The sequence below is a fragment of the Rufibacter sp. DG15C genome (genome assembly GCF_001577755.1).
Lineage (GTDB): Bacteria > Bacteroidota > Bacteroidia > Cytophagales > Hymenobacteraceae > Nibribacter.
Genome location: NZ_CP010776.1, coordinates 1,167,460 through 1,186,299 on the forward strand (window position 1 = coordinate 1,167,460; position 18,840 = coordinate 1,186,299).

The 18,840-nt window shown below is 47.6% G+C and carries 17 protein-coding genes; 3 read left to right on the top strand and 14 right to left on the bottom strand.

The annotated features are described in order from the left end of the window. Positions 1-8 precede the first annotated feature (8 nt). Positions 9-1,808 (top strand): excinuclease ABC subunit UvrC, encoded by a 1,800-nt coding sequence (gene uvrC / locus TH61_RS04885; protein WP_066506579.1) that lies wholly within the window; start codon positions 9-11, stop codon positions 1,806-1,808. A gap of 345 nt (positions 1,809-2,153) precedes the next feature. Here uvrC and gldN read toward each other — a convergent pair whose 3' ends face one another. The 10 genes from gldN to lipB form a co-directional block, all read right to left on the bottom strand. Beyond that, the gene (gene gldN / locus TH61_RS04890) at positions 2,154-3,176 is read right to left on the bottom strand and encodes a gliding motility protein GldN (protein WP_082780298.1); all 1,023 of its coding nucleotides are present in this window, start codon (positions 3,174-3,176) and stop codon (positions 2,154-2,156) included. A gap of 22 nt (positions 3,177-3,198) precedes the next feature. Next, positions 3,199-4,794 carry a gliding motility protein GldM gene (gene gldM, locus TH61_RS04895; RefSeq protein ID WP_066506582.1) on the bottom strand — a complete coding sequence of 532 codons (1,596 nt, stop codon included), beginning with the start codon at positions 4,792-4,794 and terminating at the stop codon, positions 3,199-3,201. Between the two features lie 60 nt (positions 4,795-4,854). Further along, positions 4,855-5,649, bottom strand: a complete 795-nt coding sequence (gene gldL, locus TH61_RS04900; RefSeq protein WP_066506585.1) for a gliding motility protein GldL — start codon at positions 5,647-5,649, stop codon at positions 4,855-4,857. 65 nt (positions 5,650-5,714) lie between these two features. Next, positions 5,715-6,749, bottom strand: coding sequence for an SUMF1/EgtB/PvdO family nonheme iron enzyme (locus tag TH61_RS04905; protein ID WP_066506588.1), 1,035 nt, complete (start codon positions 6,747-6,749; stop codon positions 5,715-5,717). Positions 6,750-6,948: 199 nt separating this feature from the next. Next, entirely contained in the window at positions 6,949-7,920 is a 972-nt protein-coding gene (locus TH61_RS04910; protein ID WP_369796925.1) for a type IX secretion system membrane protein PorP/SprF, read from the bottom strand. A 139-nt stretch (positions 7,921-8,059) separates the two neighbouring features. Further along, entirely contained in the window at positions 8,060-8,851 is a 792-nt protein-coding gene (locus tag TH61_RS04915) for a uroporphyrinogen-III synthase (protein WP_066506595.1), read from the bottom strand. A 72-nt stretch (positions 8,852-8,923) separates the two neighbouring features. After that, a complete protein-coding gene (locus tag TH61_RS04920; protein WP_066506596.1) occupies positions 8,924-10,051 on the bottom strand; it encodes a DUF4271 domain-containing protein in 1,128 nt (375 codons plus the stop codon). Positions 10,052-10,054: 3 nt separating this feature from the next. Then, positions 10,055-11,095, bottom strand: a complete 1,041-nt coding sequence (locus TH61_RS04925; protein WP_066506598.1) for an MraY family glycosyltransferase — start codon at positions 11,093-11,095, stop codon at positions 10,055-10,057. 74 nt (positions 11,096-11,169) lie between these two features. Beyond that, entirely contained in the window at positions 11,170-11,574 is a 405-nt protein-coding gene (locus TH61_RS04930) for a hypothetical protein (RefSeq protein WP_066506601.1), read from the bottom strand. Next, positions 11,558-12,292 (bottom strand): lipoyl(octanoyl) transferase LipB, encoded by a 735-nt coding sequence (lipB, locus tag TH61_RS04935; RefSeq protein WP_066512535.1) that lies wholly within the window; start codon positions 12,290-12,292, stop codon positions 11,558-11,560. Before lipB ends, TH61_RS04930 begins: the two co-directional genes overlap by 17 nt. 127 nt (positions 12,293-12,419) lie before the next feature. Between lipB and TH61_RS04940 the strand changes: the two genes are divergently transcribed. Next, positions 12,420-12,773, top strand: coding sequence for a YraN family protein (locus TH61_RS04940; RefSeq protein WP_066506603.1), 354 nt, complete (start codon positions 12,420-12,422; stop codon positions 12,771-12,773). Between the two features lie 54 nt (positions 12,774-12,827). On the opposite strand, the gene TH61_RS04945 is transcribed toward TH61_RS04940, so the two are convergent. Together TH61_RS04945 and TH61_RS04950 are read right to left on the bottom strand one after the other, a co-directional pair. Next, complete coding sequence (locus TH61_RS04945) at positions 12,828-13,733, bottom strand: toxin-antitoxin system YwqK family antitoxin (protein WP_066506605.1); 906 nt, start codon at positions 13,731-13,733, stop codon at positions 12,828-12,830. Positions 13,734-13,982: 249 nt separating this feature from the next. Next, positions 13,983-14,723 carry a septal ring lytic transglycosylase RlpA family protein gene (locus tag TH61_RS04950; RefSeq protein ID WP_066506606.1) on the bottom strand — a complete coding sequence of 247 codons (741 nt, stop codon included), beginning with the start codon at positions 14,721-14,723 and terminating at the stop codon, positions 13,983-13,985. A 411-nt stretch (positions 14,724-15,134) separates the two neighbouring features. Here TH61_RS04950 and TH61_RS04955 point away from each other — a divergent pair, with 411 nt between their 5' ends. Continuing rightward, complete coding sequence (locus TH61_RS04955) at positions 15,135-16,043, top strand: DUF72 domain-containing protein (protein ID WP_066506607.1); 909 nt, start codon at positions 15,135-15,137, stop codon at positions 16,041-16,043. An 86-nt stretch (positions 16,044-16,129) separates the two neighbouring features. On the opposite strand, the gene TH61_RS04960 is transcribed toward TH61_RS04955, so the two are convergent. Both TH61_RS04960 and TH61_RS04965 read right to left on the bottom strand, forming a co-directional pair. Next, positions 16,130-17,440 carry a PAS domain-containing sensor histidine kinase gene (locus TH61_RS04960; RefSeq protein WP_066506608.1) on the bottom strand — a complete coding sequence of 437 codons (1,311 nt, stop codon included), beginning with the start codon at positions 17,438-17,440 and terminating at the stop codon, positions 16,130-16,132. Continuing rightward, entirely contained in the window at positions 17,424-18,806 is a 1,383-nt protein-coding gene (locus tag TH61_RS04965; protein WP_066506610.1) for a sigma-54 dependent transcriptional regulator, read from the bottom strand. The genes TH61_RS04960 and TH61_RS04965 overlap by 17 nt, the downstream gene beginning before the upstream one ends. Positions 18,807-18,840 lie beyond the last annotated feature (34 nt).

An 18,840-nucleotide genomic window follows, 5' to 3' on the forward strand; every position in this document is an offset into this window, starting at 1 on the left:
GCGCACACATGGCCGTTGAGGAACAGATTAGAGAGCAGATTAAACACTTGCCGCACAGGCCTGGTATTTACAAGTTCTATGACGATAAGGGCATTATCTACGTAGGCAAAGCCATAGATATCAGGAAGCGGGTGAGCAGTTACTTTAACCGTTCCACACAGCACAACAAAAAGACCAGAAAACTCATTTCGCAGATTCTGCGCATTGAGTTTACCATTGTAGACAATGAGGCTGATGCGTTCTTGTTAGAGAATAATCTCATCAAGCAGCATCAGCCCAAATACAACATCCTGCTCAAGGACGGCAAGACTTATCCGTACCTGGTCATCACCAATGAGCGTTTCCCCCGCATTTTTAGCACGCGCAACAAGATCAATGATGGCTCTCGGTACTTTGGGCCTTACCCGACGGGCACCAGCATGTATGTCTTGCTGGAGCTGATCCGGTCCTTGTACCCGCTCAGGACGTGCAGTTATAATTTATCCCAAGCGAACATTGACGCCGGCAAGTTCAAGGTTTGTCTAGAGTATCATATTGGCAACTGCAAAGGGCCGTGTGAAAATCTATACTCAGAGGAGGAATACAACCAGCATATCCAGCAGATCAGGAACATCCTTTCGGGAAACCTCACCATCGCCAAGACCTACTTTAAGGAGCGCATGTCTGAGGCCGCCGCCGATTACCAATATGAGCTGGCGCATCAATTCAAGCAGAAGCTGGATAGGCTAGAGGACTTCCAGGCGAAGTCTACGGTGGTAAGCCATACCCTCACCAACATTGACGTCTTCACCATTACCTCTAATGAGAAATGCGCCTTTGTCAATTACCTGAAGGTGATGAACGGGTCCATTATTGCCACTCAATCCTTGGAGTTGCAGAAGAAGCTGGAAGAAACCGACCAAGAGATCCTAGCCTCTATCATCATGCAACTGCGGCAAGAGTTTGAAAGCATGTCCAGGGAAATCATCGTCAATATTCCTGACCTAGTACTTCCCTTGGATACCGTTTCTATTACCGTCCCGCAGATTGGTGATAAGAAGAAGCTACTAAACCTGTCCATGAAGAATGCCCTTTACCTGCGCAAGGAGAAGGAGAGCATGCAGGATAAGTCCAAAGACAGCAACGAGGTACGTATCATGGAGACCATGAAGAAGGACCTTAGGCTGACCGAACTGCCCAAGCACATTGAGTGTTTTGACAACTCCAACTTTCAGGGAGATAACCCGGTGGCGTCTATGGTCTGCTTTAAAAACGCGCGGCCGTCTAAAAAAGACTACCGCCATTTCCATATTAAAACCGTGGTAGGCCCAGATGACTTTGCCTCTATGTATGAGGTGGTCACGCGTCGGTACAGGAGATTATTGGACGAGGGCACTCCCTTGCCGCAACTCATTATTGTAGACGGCGGCAAAGGCCAGTTGGGAATGGGCGTGAAGGCGCTCAAAGACTTAGGCATTTACAGCCAGGTTGCCATAGTAGGCATTGCCAAACGACTGGAGGAGATTTTCTACCCTGGGGATACGCTACCGCTGTACATAGACAAGAAGTCTGAGTCTTTGCGACTAATCCAACGTATTAGAAACGAAGCGCACCGCTTTGCCATTACCTTCCACCGTTCCCTGCGCGATGCGGGAACCTTGCAAACCGAGCTTACCCAGATCAAAGGACTTGGCCCTGCCACCGCCGAAAAGCTCTTGACCAAGTTTAAGTCTGTCAAGAAGATTGCCGAACTCTCCCAGCAAGAATTAGAAGCTGAGGTAGGTAAGAGCAAAACGAAACTGCTTTTAGCCCATTTCGGGAAGGTTTAAGTGAAATCGTTTTAGGCCTCTTTTCTTGAAAACAGGTCAAAAACGATTTTACGTATTCTATATCTCTGGACCTCTAATGACTTCATTAGTTCAGTGCATAGTATTCACATCACCTCTCATCATTCATATAATGAAACGTCATGTTCTACTATGTAACTAAGTCAGTCGTTTTTGGGCTAATTTTTAGAAACTAGGTCAAAAACGCATTCTTTCATCAAGACATCTAAGCATCAAGTTATAGTTGATGAAGAGAAGTGTACAAGAATCATGATAAATAAACTCTGCAATTAGAGCATAAAAAAAGGAGACCAGTTGATCTCCTTTTTTTATTATACTGTATGCTAATTAGTAGCTCCAAAGGCTATACTCAAACTCAATCAGTTCTTCCATGGCTTGCTGAGCAGCCAAAAGGCCTTTCTTGCCAGAACCGTAAACCTCGTCTAAGCGCTCGTTACCTACGTTAGATACTTTGGTGATGTAAGAGCTAAACAACCATAGGTCAAATGCATCTGACAAGTTCTTGTGCTGGGCATCATTCTGTTGGTTGAACCAAAGCGCCTCGTCTGGATGCGCCTTGAATACTTTAGCTAACTCACTGTATTTGAAAGAAGCAGCAGGCTTCTCAATTCCAAGCGCATTGTACTTTGATGGAACTGTAATGCTGATAGCCTGAATGTCATGATATAGGCGTGAACGCTTTTTATCAAAAATCACATCCTCTTTCAATTCCATTTGATACAACTGGTTCGCGAAAAGCTCATTAGAAGCAGTCATTGGCGCAGCAGCAGCGGCAGTTTTACCACCTTTGGCTGGAGTTGCAGGAGCTCCCCAACCATCATCAGTGGCAACGTCAGCAGTACCAAAACCAGCTTTTTTCTCTTCTTCAGTTAAGGCGGTGGCACCACCTTGGTCAGGAGAGATTGCGGCCAAAAACTCTTGAGGAGTGATTGGTCTGTTTAAGCTGTCAGTGGCATAAGGCTGTAACTCACCACGCTTTACTGCATCTACAATAAGCTTAGTGATTTCTTTCCCTGGTGAGAACATTGGCTTGTTCTGCTTCTCACGCAAGTCTATCAAACGCCAAACTGTTTTCTTGAACATCACATCTGATGCTGGAATTGGTCTAGCCGAAGGATTTGCCGAGTCAGATTTTGCCAGTAATTGTTGGGATCTCTGGGATGCAGCTGCCTCTTGTTGTTGTCTTGCCAACTCCTCCTGACGAGCCTTCTCCTGAGCTGCAGTAGCTGCAGATGATTTGGCTGTAGTAGTAGTTGTCTTCTTTTTAGTGGTAGTGGTTCTTTTTTGAGCCACAGATACCACTGGTAAGCTCAACAAACCCGCTAAACCCAAAACAATTAACTTTTTCATGGTACTAGGGAAAATAACTTAATTAATTAAGTGCAAACGTCATGCTCATTCCGTTTGACGGAACCGTTTCTTGCTGGTCACGGTAGTTCATTCTACGAACTTCCTTCACCTCAATAGCGATACGGTCACCCGGACGCGCCTTAGACGCAAGACCAGTAATGTTTACAGATGGGCCATTACCAGGTACTTGATCTACTGGGCGGTTACCGCGCACTAGGTACACTGTGTAGTTGGTTACTCTATAACGAGCTTCTTTAGGAAGCAAGTTTTTAAAGCTTTCATCTGGCACTGCATTCACTTGCAAAATTCTTGGACCTGGCGCTGCCATCCCTCTTACTGGGTCAACCTGACGACCATTGGCCAATACAGCAATCTGTGGTCTTGGAACTGTCTTCACGGTGAACTCTTGTGAACCAATCAGGTTACCCCCGCTGCTCACGTTCAATTTCACTGTTCTTCCGTTAGGAATGATCGTTACAAAACCTTTCTTCGCTCCTTTTACAACAGTTGCACCAGAAGCTGAGAACGAAGGCTCATATGTAGCACCTAACGCTGGAACTTGAATGTTTAGTTCGTTACCGCAGTTAAAATAAAGTGAGTTAATAGCGGCAGACTGAATTTGCATAACAGGCTTGGCTACAACGTATTCTTGCTTAACTGTAAACACGGTATCACGGCCGCTTGGCTGACGGAAACGCACTTGGCCTGTCCATTGCTTTTTAGCGTTGCCTTCTGCATCATAGTTACCAGCGCTTGCCGTAAATTCAATCTGACCTTTACCAGCCTGTACTTTGATTGGTCTACCGTCTACAGACATTGTAGGCGTTACCGCATCAGAAGAAGCCGCTAAGAACATCTCTGCTTTGTACTTGGTACCAGCAGCTACTGTCTTAGACTCAGCACTCGCCATGGCAAATATCTTCTCAAACTTGATGATATCTGCACCCACTTTTTGGGCCAATTTAGCAAGGGTCTCTGACTCGTATTTCAATACTTCAGATTCCATGTGTGCTATGGTAGCCAAAGCAGCTACAATAGGGGTCTCCTCAAAGTTGATTTCTGCAAAGTCTTTCTTTACTTGCTGCTTGTTCCCTTGAACACGCGGGTCTTCCTTACCACTCATCGCTAATTTAGCGGGAGCGTTTTCATTGTACTGGCGTAAGAAGGCGGCGTATTCGTTTAGCTTTTTCTCTAACTCATATGCCTTACCACCCTTACCTGGTCCACCAATCATAAGCATGTTTACACGCTCATTGTTCTCTGGATTGTTGTATCCACCAGTTTCTTCGTTCTTTCCGCCAGCTTCTTTCACAAGTTGCTCGCGTAAACCATCCATGTAAGCAATAATCTCACTGGTTTTGGTTCTAACAGCAGTAGCGTTTTCTACTACTCTAACGTCGGCTGGTCTGTTACCAGACTCACCTACGGTTGTTTTAATGCCGTTTACAATACCTCCGTTATCACTTTTAGTTTTAGTGTTCACAGTTGTTAAACTGTCATCTATAAACTGAAATTTTAGAAGAATTGCAGAGCTTACGTTCAAAGCCAACATTGCAGTAAGAACGAGATACATCATCCCGATCATTTTCTGCCGTGGCGTTTCTTTTCCTCCAGCCATATAATCCTTGTGTCTAGTTTTTTAGTTAAACTATTGGTTTAATAATAGGATTGGCAGAGATTAACCTCTCATTGCGTTAAGCATGTTGCCATACACATTGTTCAATGAGTGAAGGTTCTTAGTTAAGTTAGTAACCTCCGTTTTGAACTGCTCTGTATCGCGGCTTGCTTCTGTCAAATTCTCCATAGCCATAGTCAAGCTACCATAGAATTTGTTCATTGACTTCAAGTGGTTGTTGGCGTCTTGCAACTCCATTTCATACACAGCGTTCAATGCACCCAAATTCTTGGTGATGTTCTGAACTTGCATATGGTATTCTTGTGTGTCTGTAGTTGATTTTGCCATGTGAGAAACAGCTTCAACCGTCGCACCGTATGCTTCGTTGATTTTGTCTAATGACGTAGCAGCTGTTCTTACGCGAGAAGTGTATTCGTTTGTAGCGATAGTAGCATCTGACAAATCAGACATCTGAGCAGCAGTTTCGCTCAATCTGTTCAAGCCTTGGCCTAAGGTGTTGATCGTAGCAGGCGTCACGTTAGCATCACGCAGCATTTTATCTAAGTCACCAGTTAAAGAACCTTCGCTAGACTTAGAGGCAACCGTAGGAAGTGGACCATCATAGTCATCACGCAATTGAGGATATACACGCTCCCAAGCTGGCTCATGAGCGGCTGGTTGGAATGCACTTAAGAAGAAGATAACGGCCTCAGTTCCCAATCCTACCATTAGCATAATATCTGCTGGGCCAATGTGCAAGATTTTAAACAATGCACCTAGGATTACGATTGCGGCACCAATACCATAAATTTTGGGCATTAAACCATCCCAGAACCAGTGACCTTTTGATTTGCTCATTTTTTTGACAGATTTAAAGTTATTAAGTTTTGTATTTGTTACTCGTCAATTATAAAGGGTCTAGATTAATTCCCGAAGCCAAACTCACGGCCAGAAGAACGACCTATGTAAATCATTGCACTACGGAAACCAATAAAGGATCTGGTTGAATCTTCGTGTTCAAAGTTACGAACACCTGTTTCTAAGAAATGGGCAATGTCTTTCCAAGAACCACCGCGCACTACTTTCTCTTTAATAGTATCATTGCTGAAGGTTGGATTCAAGTCCCATACCAATGGAACAGACGCTACAGAATAAGCATCTTCACACCACTCTGCCACGTTTCCAGACATGTCATACAGACCAAAGTCGTTTGGATAGTACTGGCCAACTGGGGCTGTATAAGTAAACCCATCGCTGTAATAGTCACCACGACCTGGCTTAAAGTTAGCTAGCATACAACCTTTAGAGTTACGCAGGTAAGGACCACCCCAAGGATACGTCGCCAAATCACGACCACCGCGGGCGGCATACTCCCACTCAGCCTCAGACGGCAAACGGAAGTTAGGCATTGGCGCCTGACCGTTATCTAGGTTGTAGTTGTTTTTGTGCTTGGTACGCCACTCGTTAAAACGCTTGGCTCCATGCCAGCTTACTCCCACCACCGGATAGTCATCAAAGGCAGGGTGCGTGTAATAGTATTCCATCAATGGATCACCCATGTGGTTACTAAAGTCTTTTACCCAAACAGTAGTATCTGGATAAAGCTTGGTCATCACATAGTCCTCATCATAGCCAGGCGCACCTGCAGAGTCGGTTTTGATGGCATCCACAAACTGACGATACTCATTATTGGTAATCTCAGTCTCATCCATGTAAAAGCCACCAATTGTCACCTGCTTGTTCAGGTTAGACATACTTGCAGCAATATCCTGGTCAGTCTGTCCCATGTGGAATGTACCGCCTGGGCAGGCAATCATTCCATAGGGCACCTCTTGCGGATTAAAGTCCGGACGGTCCTCTGCACCAATCAGATCACCTTCGGAGCTTCTTCCCATACCGCAACCCACCGTCAAAATGGCGCTCAAAGCAATGGCAGAAAACTGTAAAACCTTATTCATATAACTTGAAAATTGAAAAGAAAACGCGCTAATAAGAGTATTCGGATTTTAAGAAAGCAAATATAGATAACCGGTTTCAAAAATAAAACTATTAATTTTTCTTGAACATATTTTTTTTAACGTTCCAAGAGAATTCTTAGTATTTGAAACCAGTAATATAATAGTGTCAGGTATTTGACCACCCTACCCTGTTTTGTTCCTAAAAGTTATATCTAGGTGTCTTGATAGGAGGTTTTGCAGTATTCTTAGATTTTGGCAATCTATAGCCCAACATTACCTCATGTGAAGTAGCGCTTTTTGCAGCAGCATCTACCAAGGTATAATCAAATGCATATCCAAAGCTTAACGCATTGTCCTTTAAAAAGTAAACGCCTAACAGACCCGTAGCGGCCTCGCCAAACCTGTAACCGGCACCTGCCCAGAACTTATCATAGAACGTAGCCCGTGCTCCAGCTTCCACAGACGATACGCCCGCGCTCAAGTCATGTTTCAAAATGGCCGTGGGCGTTACAGAAACTGAGCTAGACACCTCAGCGGTGTACCCTCCAGAAACCATAAAATGCTTTTCACCCGTCACTGTGCTTCTCTCGTCCCCGCGGTCCCTGTTCTCAAACTCATAAGTAGCACCCAGTAAATTAGTAAGTCCAGCCCCCAGGTACCACTTTTCTTGTTGGTACCATAAACCAACTCCCATATCCAATTTCCTGTCTGAACTCTGGAAGGGCACCCTTGGATCTGACTCCGTATTGGGCCTGTAACTTCCTTTGCTCATGTTAGTTATGTTCCCCTGAACACCTATTCCTAAATTCCCGTTCCCTAAAGTGACATGGTAGGCATAAGAAAGTTGCGCTTGGAAAACATCTACGGCTCCAATCTCATCTTTCATCACCACCAAACCCACGCCGCTCTTCAAAGATGGAATAGGGGTAGAGATAGAGAATAAGCCTGTTTTAGGGGAACCGCCGCCGTCAAAAGAGCCCTCATAGCCCAACCATTGGTAACGGTATAAGAAATTAAACTCAGTCTGCCCTTTTATCCCTGAATAGCCAGGACTAATAAATTGACCATTAAAGGCATAGTGACTGAACTGGGGAAGTTGCTGTGCTGCCAAAGGCTTGACAACCAGCAAACAGGCACAAACTAAAAGGGAGCGTAAAGTTTTGGGCATCATACCAGAAGATAGAAAACGTTGGGCACAGGTGCCTTTTGGCAAAAGCTATGAAAATGATGGATAAAGACCAAAATTTATATTCATTTTCTAAGCTTTTGCTTAGCTACGTATATTATACCCTAAGGTAGAGCAAAACCTATTATTTTTTGCCTGAATGTTGCTGGATATACACCTCAATAGCCCCAGTCATAGAAGGAGCATTAGGCATAGGGGCAACAATGTCCAGCTCTAAACCGGCATCTCTCACCGCCTGAGCCGTAGTGGGACCAAAGGCGGCAATGCGCGTTCCATCCTGCACAAAGTCGGGGAAGTTTGTAAACAGAGAATGGATGCCTGAAGGACTGAAGAAGGCAATGCAATCATACTTCACCTCAGCTAAGTCTGACAGATCAGAAGCTACGGTTTTGTACATGGTGGCCTCAGAGAAATCAAAGCCATTCGCTCGCATGAACTCCGGGATGTCCTCTTTTCTGATGTTAGAGCAAGGGTACAAGAACTTCTCGGTCTTGTGCTTCTTCAATACATCAAACAAATCTGCAGCCACTTTACCCCCTACAAATAGCTTGCGCTTGCGCAACACTATGTATTTCTGCAGGTAGTAGGCCGTTTGATCAGAAATACAGAAGTACTTCATCTCTGCGGGCACGTCAATCTTGCCTTCAGCACAGATTCTAAAGAAATGGTCTACCGCATTCCGGCTAGTAAAGATAACCGCCGTATGTTCTAGAATATTGACCTTGTCTTTTCTGAATTCTTTGAATGGAACCGGCTCAATGTCAATAAAAGCTCTAAAATCTACTTTAATCCCATACTTCTCAGCAATGCCTAAGTAAGGGGAGTTATCATTTGCCGGCTTTGGTTGCGTGACCAGAATACTGGTAATCTTCTTCGAATGTCTGTCCGCACCCAACTTTTCTTTACCGTCAGCCATGTTGTAGAAAGTAGTTAAAACGACTTTTAGATTGAGGATTCTAGTGACAAGACGCTTATACTCCGCTTGTTACTACACAAAAACAATCAATTTGAGCAAAATCATCAAAGGGATTACTTCTGTGGCGCAAATGTACGAAAATAAATGAAGATTTTGAAGCGAATACTTTTTACTGATTGTAAGAAAAGTCCTGAATACTGTAAAAATAAGCAAAACAGCCACACTTAGATTCGCAATCCAATAGATGGTCAAAGGCGCTGATTTAGAAAGCCCTAAATGCAGAAGCAAGATGAGCGGCAAAAATACTCCCAGGGCCAATAGCGTCCGCAAGAACTCTCGGTATTGCGTAAGTACCACTTCGGTTACCCCAAAGATGAAGCCCATCAATTGCAGAAAGAGATACTTAAAGACCACAAAGGAGAAAACCAACAGTGCGTAGAGGATAATCTTTAAGATTAAGTCTGCTTGCGTCACAGTGAAAAGCTGGTTCAACAAGGCTAGATCCTCAATATCTCTATGAATGGCCACTATCAACAAGGCAAAGGAGAGCGAGAAAGCCAGCACAAACAGGATACTGGACCAGTTGCCAATGGGCTTTGCCAAAAGTCCCTCTTCCAAGGTTTTCTCCTTGGCAAAATTAGAAAGCTTGAAAATACTGCTGAAGTCCGTGGGGAAAGTCATGCGCAGGCTTCCGTAAATCAAGCCCACAATCACCATAAATAAGATGAGCACACTGCGCGGTGAACTGGAGGGCTTGGTTAGAAACTGAGTAGCTTTTTGCGGCAGGAAACTACTTTGAGCGACTTGCACCTCTGGCAATTTAAAGGAATGGTAGTCGGGTTGCTGCAAAGGATGCCAGACAGATAACAGATATTTCTGACCGGGCTTCATCCATTTGCTAAGGTCTACGGTGTACTTAGCCGTAGAATCTGCCACAAACACTAACTTGTTATCCAAGAAGACACATAACTGCTGCCGGGCGGCAAACTCAACCACCGGACTGGTAAAGGCATCAAGTTTCACCCATTGGTAAAGCGCCTGCCGTTCATCATGAAATTCTGGAAGATAAGGAACGAGCTGGTTGCTCTGCGGCTGGTAAATAAGCCAGTCAGAAGAGATGAGCGGCTTGAGTGGTACAGCCTGTGACCAAGCCACCCCCCACATCAACCAGAAGCCTAGGAGCAATCCCCAAAACCGCATAGATTACACTGTAGGAGTAGTGGTAGCTTTGGTGGTGTTTTGCCCCAGCACAAAGCTTAAGACCAAAGAGAAGCCCAACAAGCAGAGCAACAGGTTCAAATTGCCCCAGTAAGAGAAATAGAACACAAAGGCTGTGACCAAGATGTTCAGCAAGGCTAGAATCAACACAGTGGTCACCTGGCTAAAGCCCATGGCTAAAATGCGGTGATGTATGTGGTTCTTATCTGGCGCGAAAGGAGAAAGTCCTTTTAATACCCGAATAACAGAAACCCGAATGGTGTCAAACAAAGGAACAAACAAAATTCCTAGCGCCACTGATGGCGATGAAGGCACATACCGCATCTCTATGAATTGGATGGCCAGCACAGACACAATGAAGCCACAGACCAAGGAGCCCGTGTCGCCCATAAAGATCCTCGCCTTATAGAAGTTATACCGCAAAAAGCCCAGCAAGCCGCCAATCAGACAGACCGCCACCCCTGCGTAGTTAGAGAAACCACTGTAATGCGAGGCCCAGAAAAAGAAACCGAACGTGGCCACAATGATGGTCACCATGGTGCCTGCCAAGCCGTCCAAGCCGTCAATCAGGTTAATGGCATTGGTGATGCCCACAATCGCGAAAAAGGTAAAGGCATAGCTCAAGCCAATAGGCAACTCATGGATGTTGAAAATACCCTGAAAGCTGGAAATTCTGATATCAGCCATGAACATGACCACGCCCGTGGCTAGCACCTGCATAAAGAACTTCTTAAACGCCGAGATGGACACCAGGTCATCCTTTAGGCCGCCGAAGAACAGAATGATACATCCTGCAAGCAGCTGCTGCACCCCGTTATTAAGATCACCGAAGATGGTTAGCGCCGACATGAAACCGGCAAATACCCCAAGCCCCCCTAGTCTAGGCGTAAGCGACACGTGCACCGTGCGCTGGTTGGGTTGGTCAAGGATGTTTTTCAAGTGCGCCACATACACAATAGACGGTATGGCGAACAAGGCTATGAAAAACGACCAACTAAAGGAAAGCAGGTAGGTAACAAATTTCATGCGGTGTCACAAAGGTATAAAAAGCTGTGAAAAAGTATCATTACGCAAGCCACGGCCTGCAGATGCAGTATCCCTTAGGAATGCAACACCCCCCGCTTGTTCAATATAGAAATATCTATCAAGTTTTCCTCTACCACTGAGCCCGGCACAAAGAGAAACTTCTTGTCATAGATGGTCTGCCCAATGTAATAACTCACCCAGTACTCATTGGTAATGCCAAATAAGGCCGGGTCAATAGGCTCTATCTGCACAGAGCTTTTGGGTCCTACTTGCTCAAACATGTGCCGGAGCACAGATGTTTTCACCTCTTGGCCCTCATGCTCGCCGTAGCCCTTGGAAGCCACCATCACATTGTCCAGGTACAGATCGTTGTTATTGATAAAAAAGACGTTCCATTCTTCCTGGCCCAGTTCGTTCACTTCTTGGGCAATGGCCACCGAAACGCCTTCTACTGCATGGAACTCAATATCTTTCTTCATGTGCTTTCTCTACTATATGTGCGTCAAATAGCTCTTGAAAATGCACCAAGAGCCTTTCCTCTACTTCCTGCATCACTACCGGCCGTCCCAATTCTTGTTGCAAGGAGGTAACAGCCTTGTCAGAAATACCGCAGGGCACAATATTCCCGAAATAGGTCAAATCTGTGTTCACGTTCAAGGCCAAGCCGTGCATGGTCACCCAGCGGCTGCACTTAACGCCCATGGCACAGATCTTACGCGGGTTCTTCTGCTCCTCAAAATCCAGCCAAACGCCCGTTAAACCCTCAATTCTACCAGTCTTCAAACCAAAGTCTGCCAGGGTCAGAATCACGGCCTCTTCTAAAAGCCGTAGGTACTTATGGATATCTGTAAAGAAGTTATCCAAGTCCAGCAACGGGTACGCCACCAACTGGCCCGGACCGTGGTACGTAATATCGCCGCCCCGGTTGATCTTGTAAAAGGTAGCCTCTTTCTCGGCTAAGCCCTGCTCATCTAATAATAGATGGTCCAGATGTCCGCTTTTCCCCAGCGTGTATACATGCGGGTGTTGGCAAAACAAGAGGTAATTGGGGGTGATCTGTTGCTCCTCTTCGGGCAGCGTACGGTTCTGCGCCTTTATATCCAGTATGCCCTTAAACACCTGTTCCTGGTAGTCCCACGCTTGTTGGTAGTCTATCAGCCCCAGTTTTTGAAGAAGCACTTCTTTGTTTTGAATCACAGCGTCAGCTTGAAATGGGTAAAACCTTCTGTTCACGCGCCGGGGCTGGGCAATTTTTTGGTTACCCCGTATAAACCAGTCCAGTAGAATTTCTGCAAATTACTCATTTAACCAGGAGCAACCAAAAATGAACACCAACACCACCTTGGGCCAGCAGGGCGAAAAAACCGCTGAAACTTATTTATTGGCCCAAGGCTACACGCTCCTGCACAGAAACTACCGCTACAAACGTGCCGAAGTAGACTTGGTCATGCAGAAAGACCGATTTCTGGTATTGATAGAGGTAAAGACCCGCAGCAGTCGTCAATATGGCAACCCAGAAGAGGCGGTGTCCGGCAGAAAGCAGGAGATGCTGTTTCTGGCCGCCGAGGAACTGATACAGGAACTGGATTGGCAGCACGAAGTGCGCTTTGACGTGGTCTCCATCTTCTGGCACCACAGCCACCCAGAGGTTCTGCACATAGAGGACGCCTTCCATTAAAAGCCCATTTTTGGCCTAATTTCTGGAAAGCAGGCCAAAAACGACACTTAGCCGCTAGTCTTTCTTTTCATACACCAGCACCCCGTAGGCGTCATAGTGCTTGGTGAGGATAGGCTCAGCGGGTTTGTCGTAGGCAGACTCTGGGTACTGGAACTCATGCTGCAGGCGGCCTCTGTAATCATAGAAATGGGACCAGGTGCCCACCTTTTTGCCTTTGTCATAAGTACCGCGCCATTCCAGCTGGCCGTTCTCATAGAATTTCAGGTACTGGCCCTGCACCTCGCCGTATTGGTACGGGATCACCTCTTTGATCTTGGTCTTACCGGCGTCATAATAAGAGATGACGGCGTCCCTGGGGAAGCCCTTCTCATAATGCAGTTTGCTGGCCAGGGTACTGTCCGTTCTAAAGGTTTCCCAGCGCAGGTGCTTGGTGCCCACATAGAAATATCCCTGCTCAATGACCACATCGCCGCGCATGCGGGTATAAGGGCCGTGCAGAATCTTGGCTTGCGCTGGCTTTAAGGTGAAGTTGAAGGTGCGCAGCACATCGCGCTTCTTGACATCATAGTAATACTTCTCAGGCGCGAACGCGCTGGGTTGCTGAAATTCACGCAGGTAATGGAAAGTCTCCACTATCTGGTTCTTGCCTTTGCCCTGCCGGGCGAACCCTTTCTTGACCCGGTAGCCAAAGTAGGCCTTCTTCTTTTTAGACTTCTTGTTCTTCTCCTCTTCGGCTAGGCTGTCTTTGGTGGCCACGGCCAGCGAGGGCTTGCCCAGGGAGTCCAGAACGGCCATGGTGTCTGCCGGCGACAGGTCCACCAGCTCTTTGTTGCGCTGCCAGAAGAAGATCTTTTTCTTCTCTTTGCCTATAATCTGCGCCTGAATGGTGTTGGGCAAAACCATGGACAAGACCATTCCCAAAACCAGCAGCCTGCCCCCGTATGAAAAAAGTGAACTCATGCTATGCCTTTCAATCAAAATACTTCTTGGTTGTAACGCGCTTTGCGGCGCCTTGGTATGAGACAGCTCCCTTGTACGCTAATTGCCGGCGCGGGTGGCGTCCATGTGTAAAGAACAAAAAATTCCTGATAAGATTCAGCGCTTTCCGTTTTTGGCCTGTTTTCTGGGAAGCAGGCCAAAAACGCCAGACACAAAAAAGCCAAGCCTGCAAGAGCAAACTTGGCGGTACTCGTAAACACAAATGGACTCTTAGATAGCACTCACCACCTGGGCGGGCTCTTTCATTTCTTTCACCAGTCCAGAGAAGCCTTTCTTCACCAGATCCTGGCGCGCCTGCTCTGCAGTGGTCTTGTCCTGGAACTTGCCAGCCACTATACGGTGCACTTTTTTACCGTTCACCGTCTCCTCCATCAAGGAAACCGGCATCTGCTGGTAGATTTTCTTAAGCTTGTCTAGTTGGGCCTGGGCATTGGCCAGGCTGCCAAAAGCACCCGCTTGGATCACGTAAGAAGAGACCGTGTTGGCCGCCAATACGGTTTCGGCTACTACTTCTTTGGTTTCTGTAGGCGCTGGCACGGGCTTAGAGCGTTTGGCCATGTACGACTGTGGCAATTCTACCACTTCTACAGACACTTCGGTTAGACCCGCATTACGATAGTTGATTTTCTTGGCGGCGGCTTCAGAGAGGTCAATGATGCGGCGACCTCTGAACGGGCCTCTGTCATTGATCTTGACCGTTACGCTTTCTCCGTTGGAGAGATTGGTCACCTTCACCACTGTTCCCAATGGTAGGCCGTTGTGGGCGGCGGTGAGCTTGTGGCGGTTGTAGACTTCACCACTGCTGGTCTTCCGGCCGTGGTATTTGGCGCCGTACCAAGAGGCTAGGCCTTTTTGGGTTTCGCCTATCTCCTGCGCAGAGGCAGTTGGGGCAAAGGTGATGATTGATATGAAAAGAACGACAATTGCATGGTAAATTTTCTGTATCCCCATTGTTGGTTTTGTTGGTGGAACATCAATTCTGAGGGGACAAAATTAGGAATTATTTTTTCCAATGCTACTGCTAGCCTGAAAGCAACCTCCTTTGCCCTCCTTAACAACTTTCTAAAATTATATAAAATTATTATAATGTTCAAAATAAAATTTCATAAATATAACTTTATTCATAAAACATGGTATGCCAAGATTTCAATAGTTCAAACCCCCAGAATGTAGGCATACAGAACGTATGGCTAAATTTTGGCTAGCCAAACAGGTAAGCTGACCACGTAACACTTCCTTGGAAAAATAGAAAGCGAGAAAAAAAAATGGCTTTTCGCTAAAAAAAATAGTCAAGCCTAGAATTTTGCCCCTTAAATGTCCTCCTTTTTTAGCCGAATATCGTTTAAGGCATATATTTATCTCATGGATTTCGGACGGCTCCCAGACATCAGCAAGACAACCTTTCTTCTTCCCAAAGATCACGTGGCCACGGCGCGAGTCTTGGCCCGGTCTGAGCGCCCTACCAAACCGTCTTTGTACCTGGGTTGCCCTACGTGGGTGAACAAGGACTGGCTGGGCTCTTACTACCCCGCCGGTGCGCCAGACAACCAACTGTTGCATTGGTATGGCCAGCAGTTCAACACCCTGGAGATGAACACCACGCACTACCGCATCCCAGACCTGGCCACGGTGCACAAATGGAAGCAGGCCGTCCCTGAGGGGTTTACCTTCTGCCCCAAACTGCCGCAGATCATAAGTCATGACCAACTGTTGCAGAACGCCGGAGAGCCCACGCAGCGTTTCTGCGAGGCTATCTTAGAATTAGGGGATAAGTTGGGCATGGCCTTTCTGCAGCTGCCGCCGTTCTTCGGGCCAGAGGACTTTGACATTCTGCGCCGGTTTTTAGAGCAATTCCCGAAAGAAGTGCCCTTGGCCGTGGAGTTTCGGCACCCAGACTGGTTTAGACCAGGCTCGGCTCAAGACGAGGCATTCACCTTATTAGAGGAGCTGCAAATGGCCACGGTCCTCACAGACGTGGCTGGCAGAAGAGACGTGCTACACATGCGCCTGACGGCGCCAATGGCCATGATACGGTTTAATGGGCATGGCTTGCACCCCACTGATTACACCCGGCTGGAGGATTGGGCCACGCGCCTTCACCAGTGGCTGGAACAGGGCCTGCACACAGTTTACTTTTTCATGCACCAGCAGGAGATACTACATGCCCCGCCCGCCCTGGCCTTTCTCATGGATCAGTTGGAGGAACGCACCGGCATCTCCATACAGAGGCCCAAGAAATTGCCCCAGATGATACAAGGCCAGTTGTTCTAAGAAAGCTGCTTACTCTATATATAAGGTGACAGGCTGTTTTTGACCTTATTTCCAGAAAACAGGCCAAAAACGGTAGGCGCTACTTCTTACGCTTCTATAAAGTCTATGGCAAAGGCAGTGAGTCCGTCCTGGCCAGTCTGCAAAGAGAACCTAAATCCGTGCTGCAATAAGATTTCGCGCACCATGGTCAAGCCTATGCCCTGGCCGTTTACTTTGGTACTGAAGAAAGGCGAGAACAGCTTTTCCTGCACTTCGGGGGTGATGGGCTTCCCGTTGTCCTGAATGCACAGCTTGACAATGGGCGAGGCACTGGTCTTCACCTTCACCCAACCGCCCGGCTCCGTGGCCTCCAGTGCATTCTTCACTACGTTAATTAAGACCTGCTCTAGTTGCTGCACATCTACGGCCACCATAGGAGACTCCTGATCCAGTTCCCATTGCCAGCTTATCTGCTTCTGCTCAAAGCTAGGTCCCATGAGGGTATGAATGCCCTGCAACAGTTCATGCAAGGGTACAGGTCGTTTTACCGGCACGGGTATGCGCACTACGTTCGCGAAGTTGGCCATGAACCCGGCTAGGTTCTGATTACGGGTAATGCAGACCTGCAACGCCTCATCAAAGTCTGGTTTGGTGTCTGCATTTAATTGCGGAGAGAAATACTTGAAGGAATGCAAAATGGAGTTGACCGCGCCGATGGAGTTATTGATCTCGTGACTCATCATCCGGATGAGCTTCTCATAGGCGTTCCGCTCTTTCTCCAAGAGTTCTTGCGTGAGTTCTTCCACCAGAATGAAATACCGGTGGTAGCCCCGATCCAGGAACCTTATTTTGCGGCAGCGGTAGGTTTGGATGCCGTTGGGCCTGATGACGCGCTGCTCGTCCTTAGGAATGCTTTCCAGGGAGTTGCCCCAGTGGCCAGGCAGTTCGCCCAGCGCTTTCCCTACTACGTTCTTGCCCGAGGTCTGCAATAGCTGCGCCGCCGCTGGGTTCAAGCCAGCCACGCGGTCATAGGTATCTAATAGGATGATGCCTGAAGGCGAGGCTTCAATGAGGCGCTCCAGCAGAAAATGCTTCTCGGTTTGGGTTACGCGCTGTTGCCGCAACTCATCCATCATCTGGTTATAGACAGAAATGAGTTGGTCTACTTCCTTTTGGCCCGTCTCCATGAACTTGATGGAAAAGTCGCGGTCTTTGATGGACTCCACGCCGGCGGCAATCAGGTTCATGGGCCGCACGAAGGACATGTACAACCGGTAGGTGAACACCAGACTGATGACAATCAAGCCCTCCGCCACAACAAACAGCACTTTGTCAAAGCGCAACAGCTGCCAGGCCAGCACGCCCATGGCCAGGTACAGCAACGCCATGGTAAGGATGAACTTACTCCGCAGCGTCATACGGGATGTTAAACTTCTCCAGCCTTCTATATAAAGAACCGCGGCTTACGCCCAGGGCTTTGGCCACTTTGCTTACGTTGTTATTATAATGGGCCATAGACTTTTTGATCATGCTGGCCTCCAGTTCATCTAAGGTCATGGCACCCACAGACGGTAAGGCTTTGTCTTCCTGCTTGCGCAAGCCGCCCTGCAGTTGGTTCAGGAAGTCATCTTCAGTGAGTAGGCTCTTGCCAGACACCAGTACGGTGCGCTCCACCAAGTTCTTTAACTCCCGTATGTTGCCGGGCAAGGGCTGTTCCTTGAGCCAAGCCAAGGCTTTGGTGCTCACCTCCAGTTCCTGTTTATGGTACGTCTTCTTGAGGTTGTTCACGAAGTGCTGCACCAGCAAGGGAATATCCTGAGGACGTTCACGCAGGGCTGGCAGGCGCACGGTGATAAGGTTGATTCTATAATAAAGGTCTTCCCGGAACTTGCCTTCCAAGACCATCTCACGGAGGTCGCGGTTGGTGGCGCAGATGACGCGTATGTCCAAATTGCGGGAACGACTGTCGCCGAGTACTTCATACGTTCTATCCTGGAGTACACGTAAGAGTTTTACCTGGCTGGAGAGGTCCAGTTCACCAATCTCGTCTAAGAAGATGGTGCCTTTGTTGGCCATCTCAAAACGGCCCACGCGGTCGGCTTTGGCATCTGTGAACGCGCCGCGGCGGTGCCCGAACATCTCACTTTCAAACAGACTGGCTGAGATGCCGCCTAGGTTCACCTTCACGAAGGGCGCTTTGGCGCGGTGGCTGTTTTTATGGATGGCCTCGGCGATGAGTTCCTTGCCCGTGCCGCTTTCGCCCTCAATCAAGATAGAGGCATCTGTGGCACTAATCTGCCCTACGTTGCGCAACACCTGCAACAAACCCGCGTCTTCGCCTACAATCATGGAGAAATCATAGAGCTCGTCCAGCTTTTTGCGGGTAAGTTTATCAGTGGCGGCTTCGCGGGCAGGTAGGGACAGGTCAATAGCCGTTCTTATGGCTTGGAGCAGGTAGTCGTTGTTCCAAGGTTTGGTGATGAAATCAGAGGCGCCGGCTTTGATGCCCTCTACGGCCAGGTTGATGGAACCCCAACCGGTAATCAGAATGACCGGGATGGCCGGATACAATTCCTTTAATTTGCCCAGGAGCTCCAGCCCGTCCTCACCGGTGGTTTCCATGGAGAAGTTCATGTCCATGAGCACCAGCTGCGGCCGGTGCTTGGCGGCCGCCTGCAGGGCCTCGGGCTGGTTGGCGGCCTGCACCGTAGTGTAGCCGGCCTGCTTGAGCAAGAGACTTAAAGAGGCCCGTACGGCAACGTCATCGTCAATGATAAGGATCATGGCACTGGAGAGAAAGACACTATTAGGAATAGAT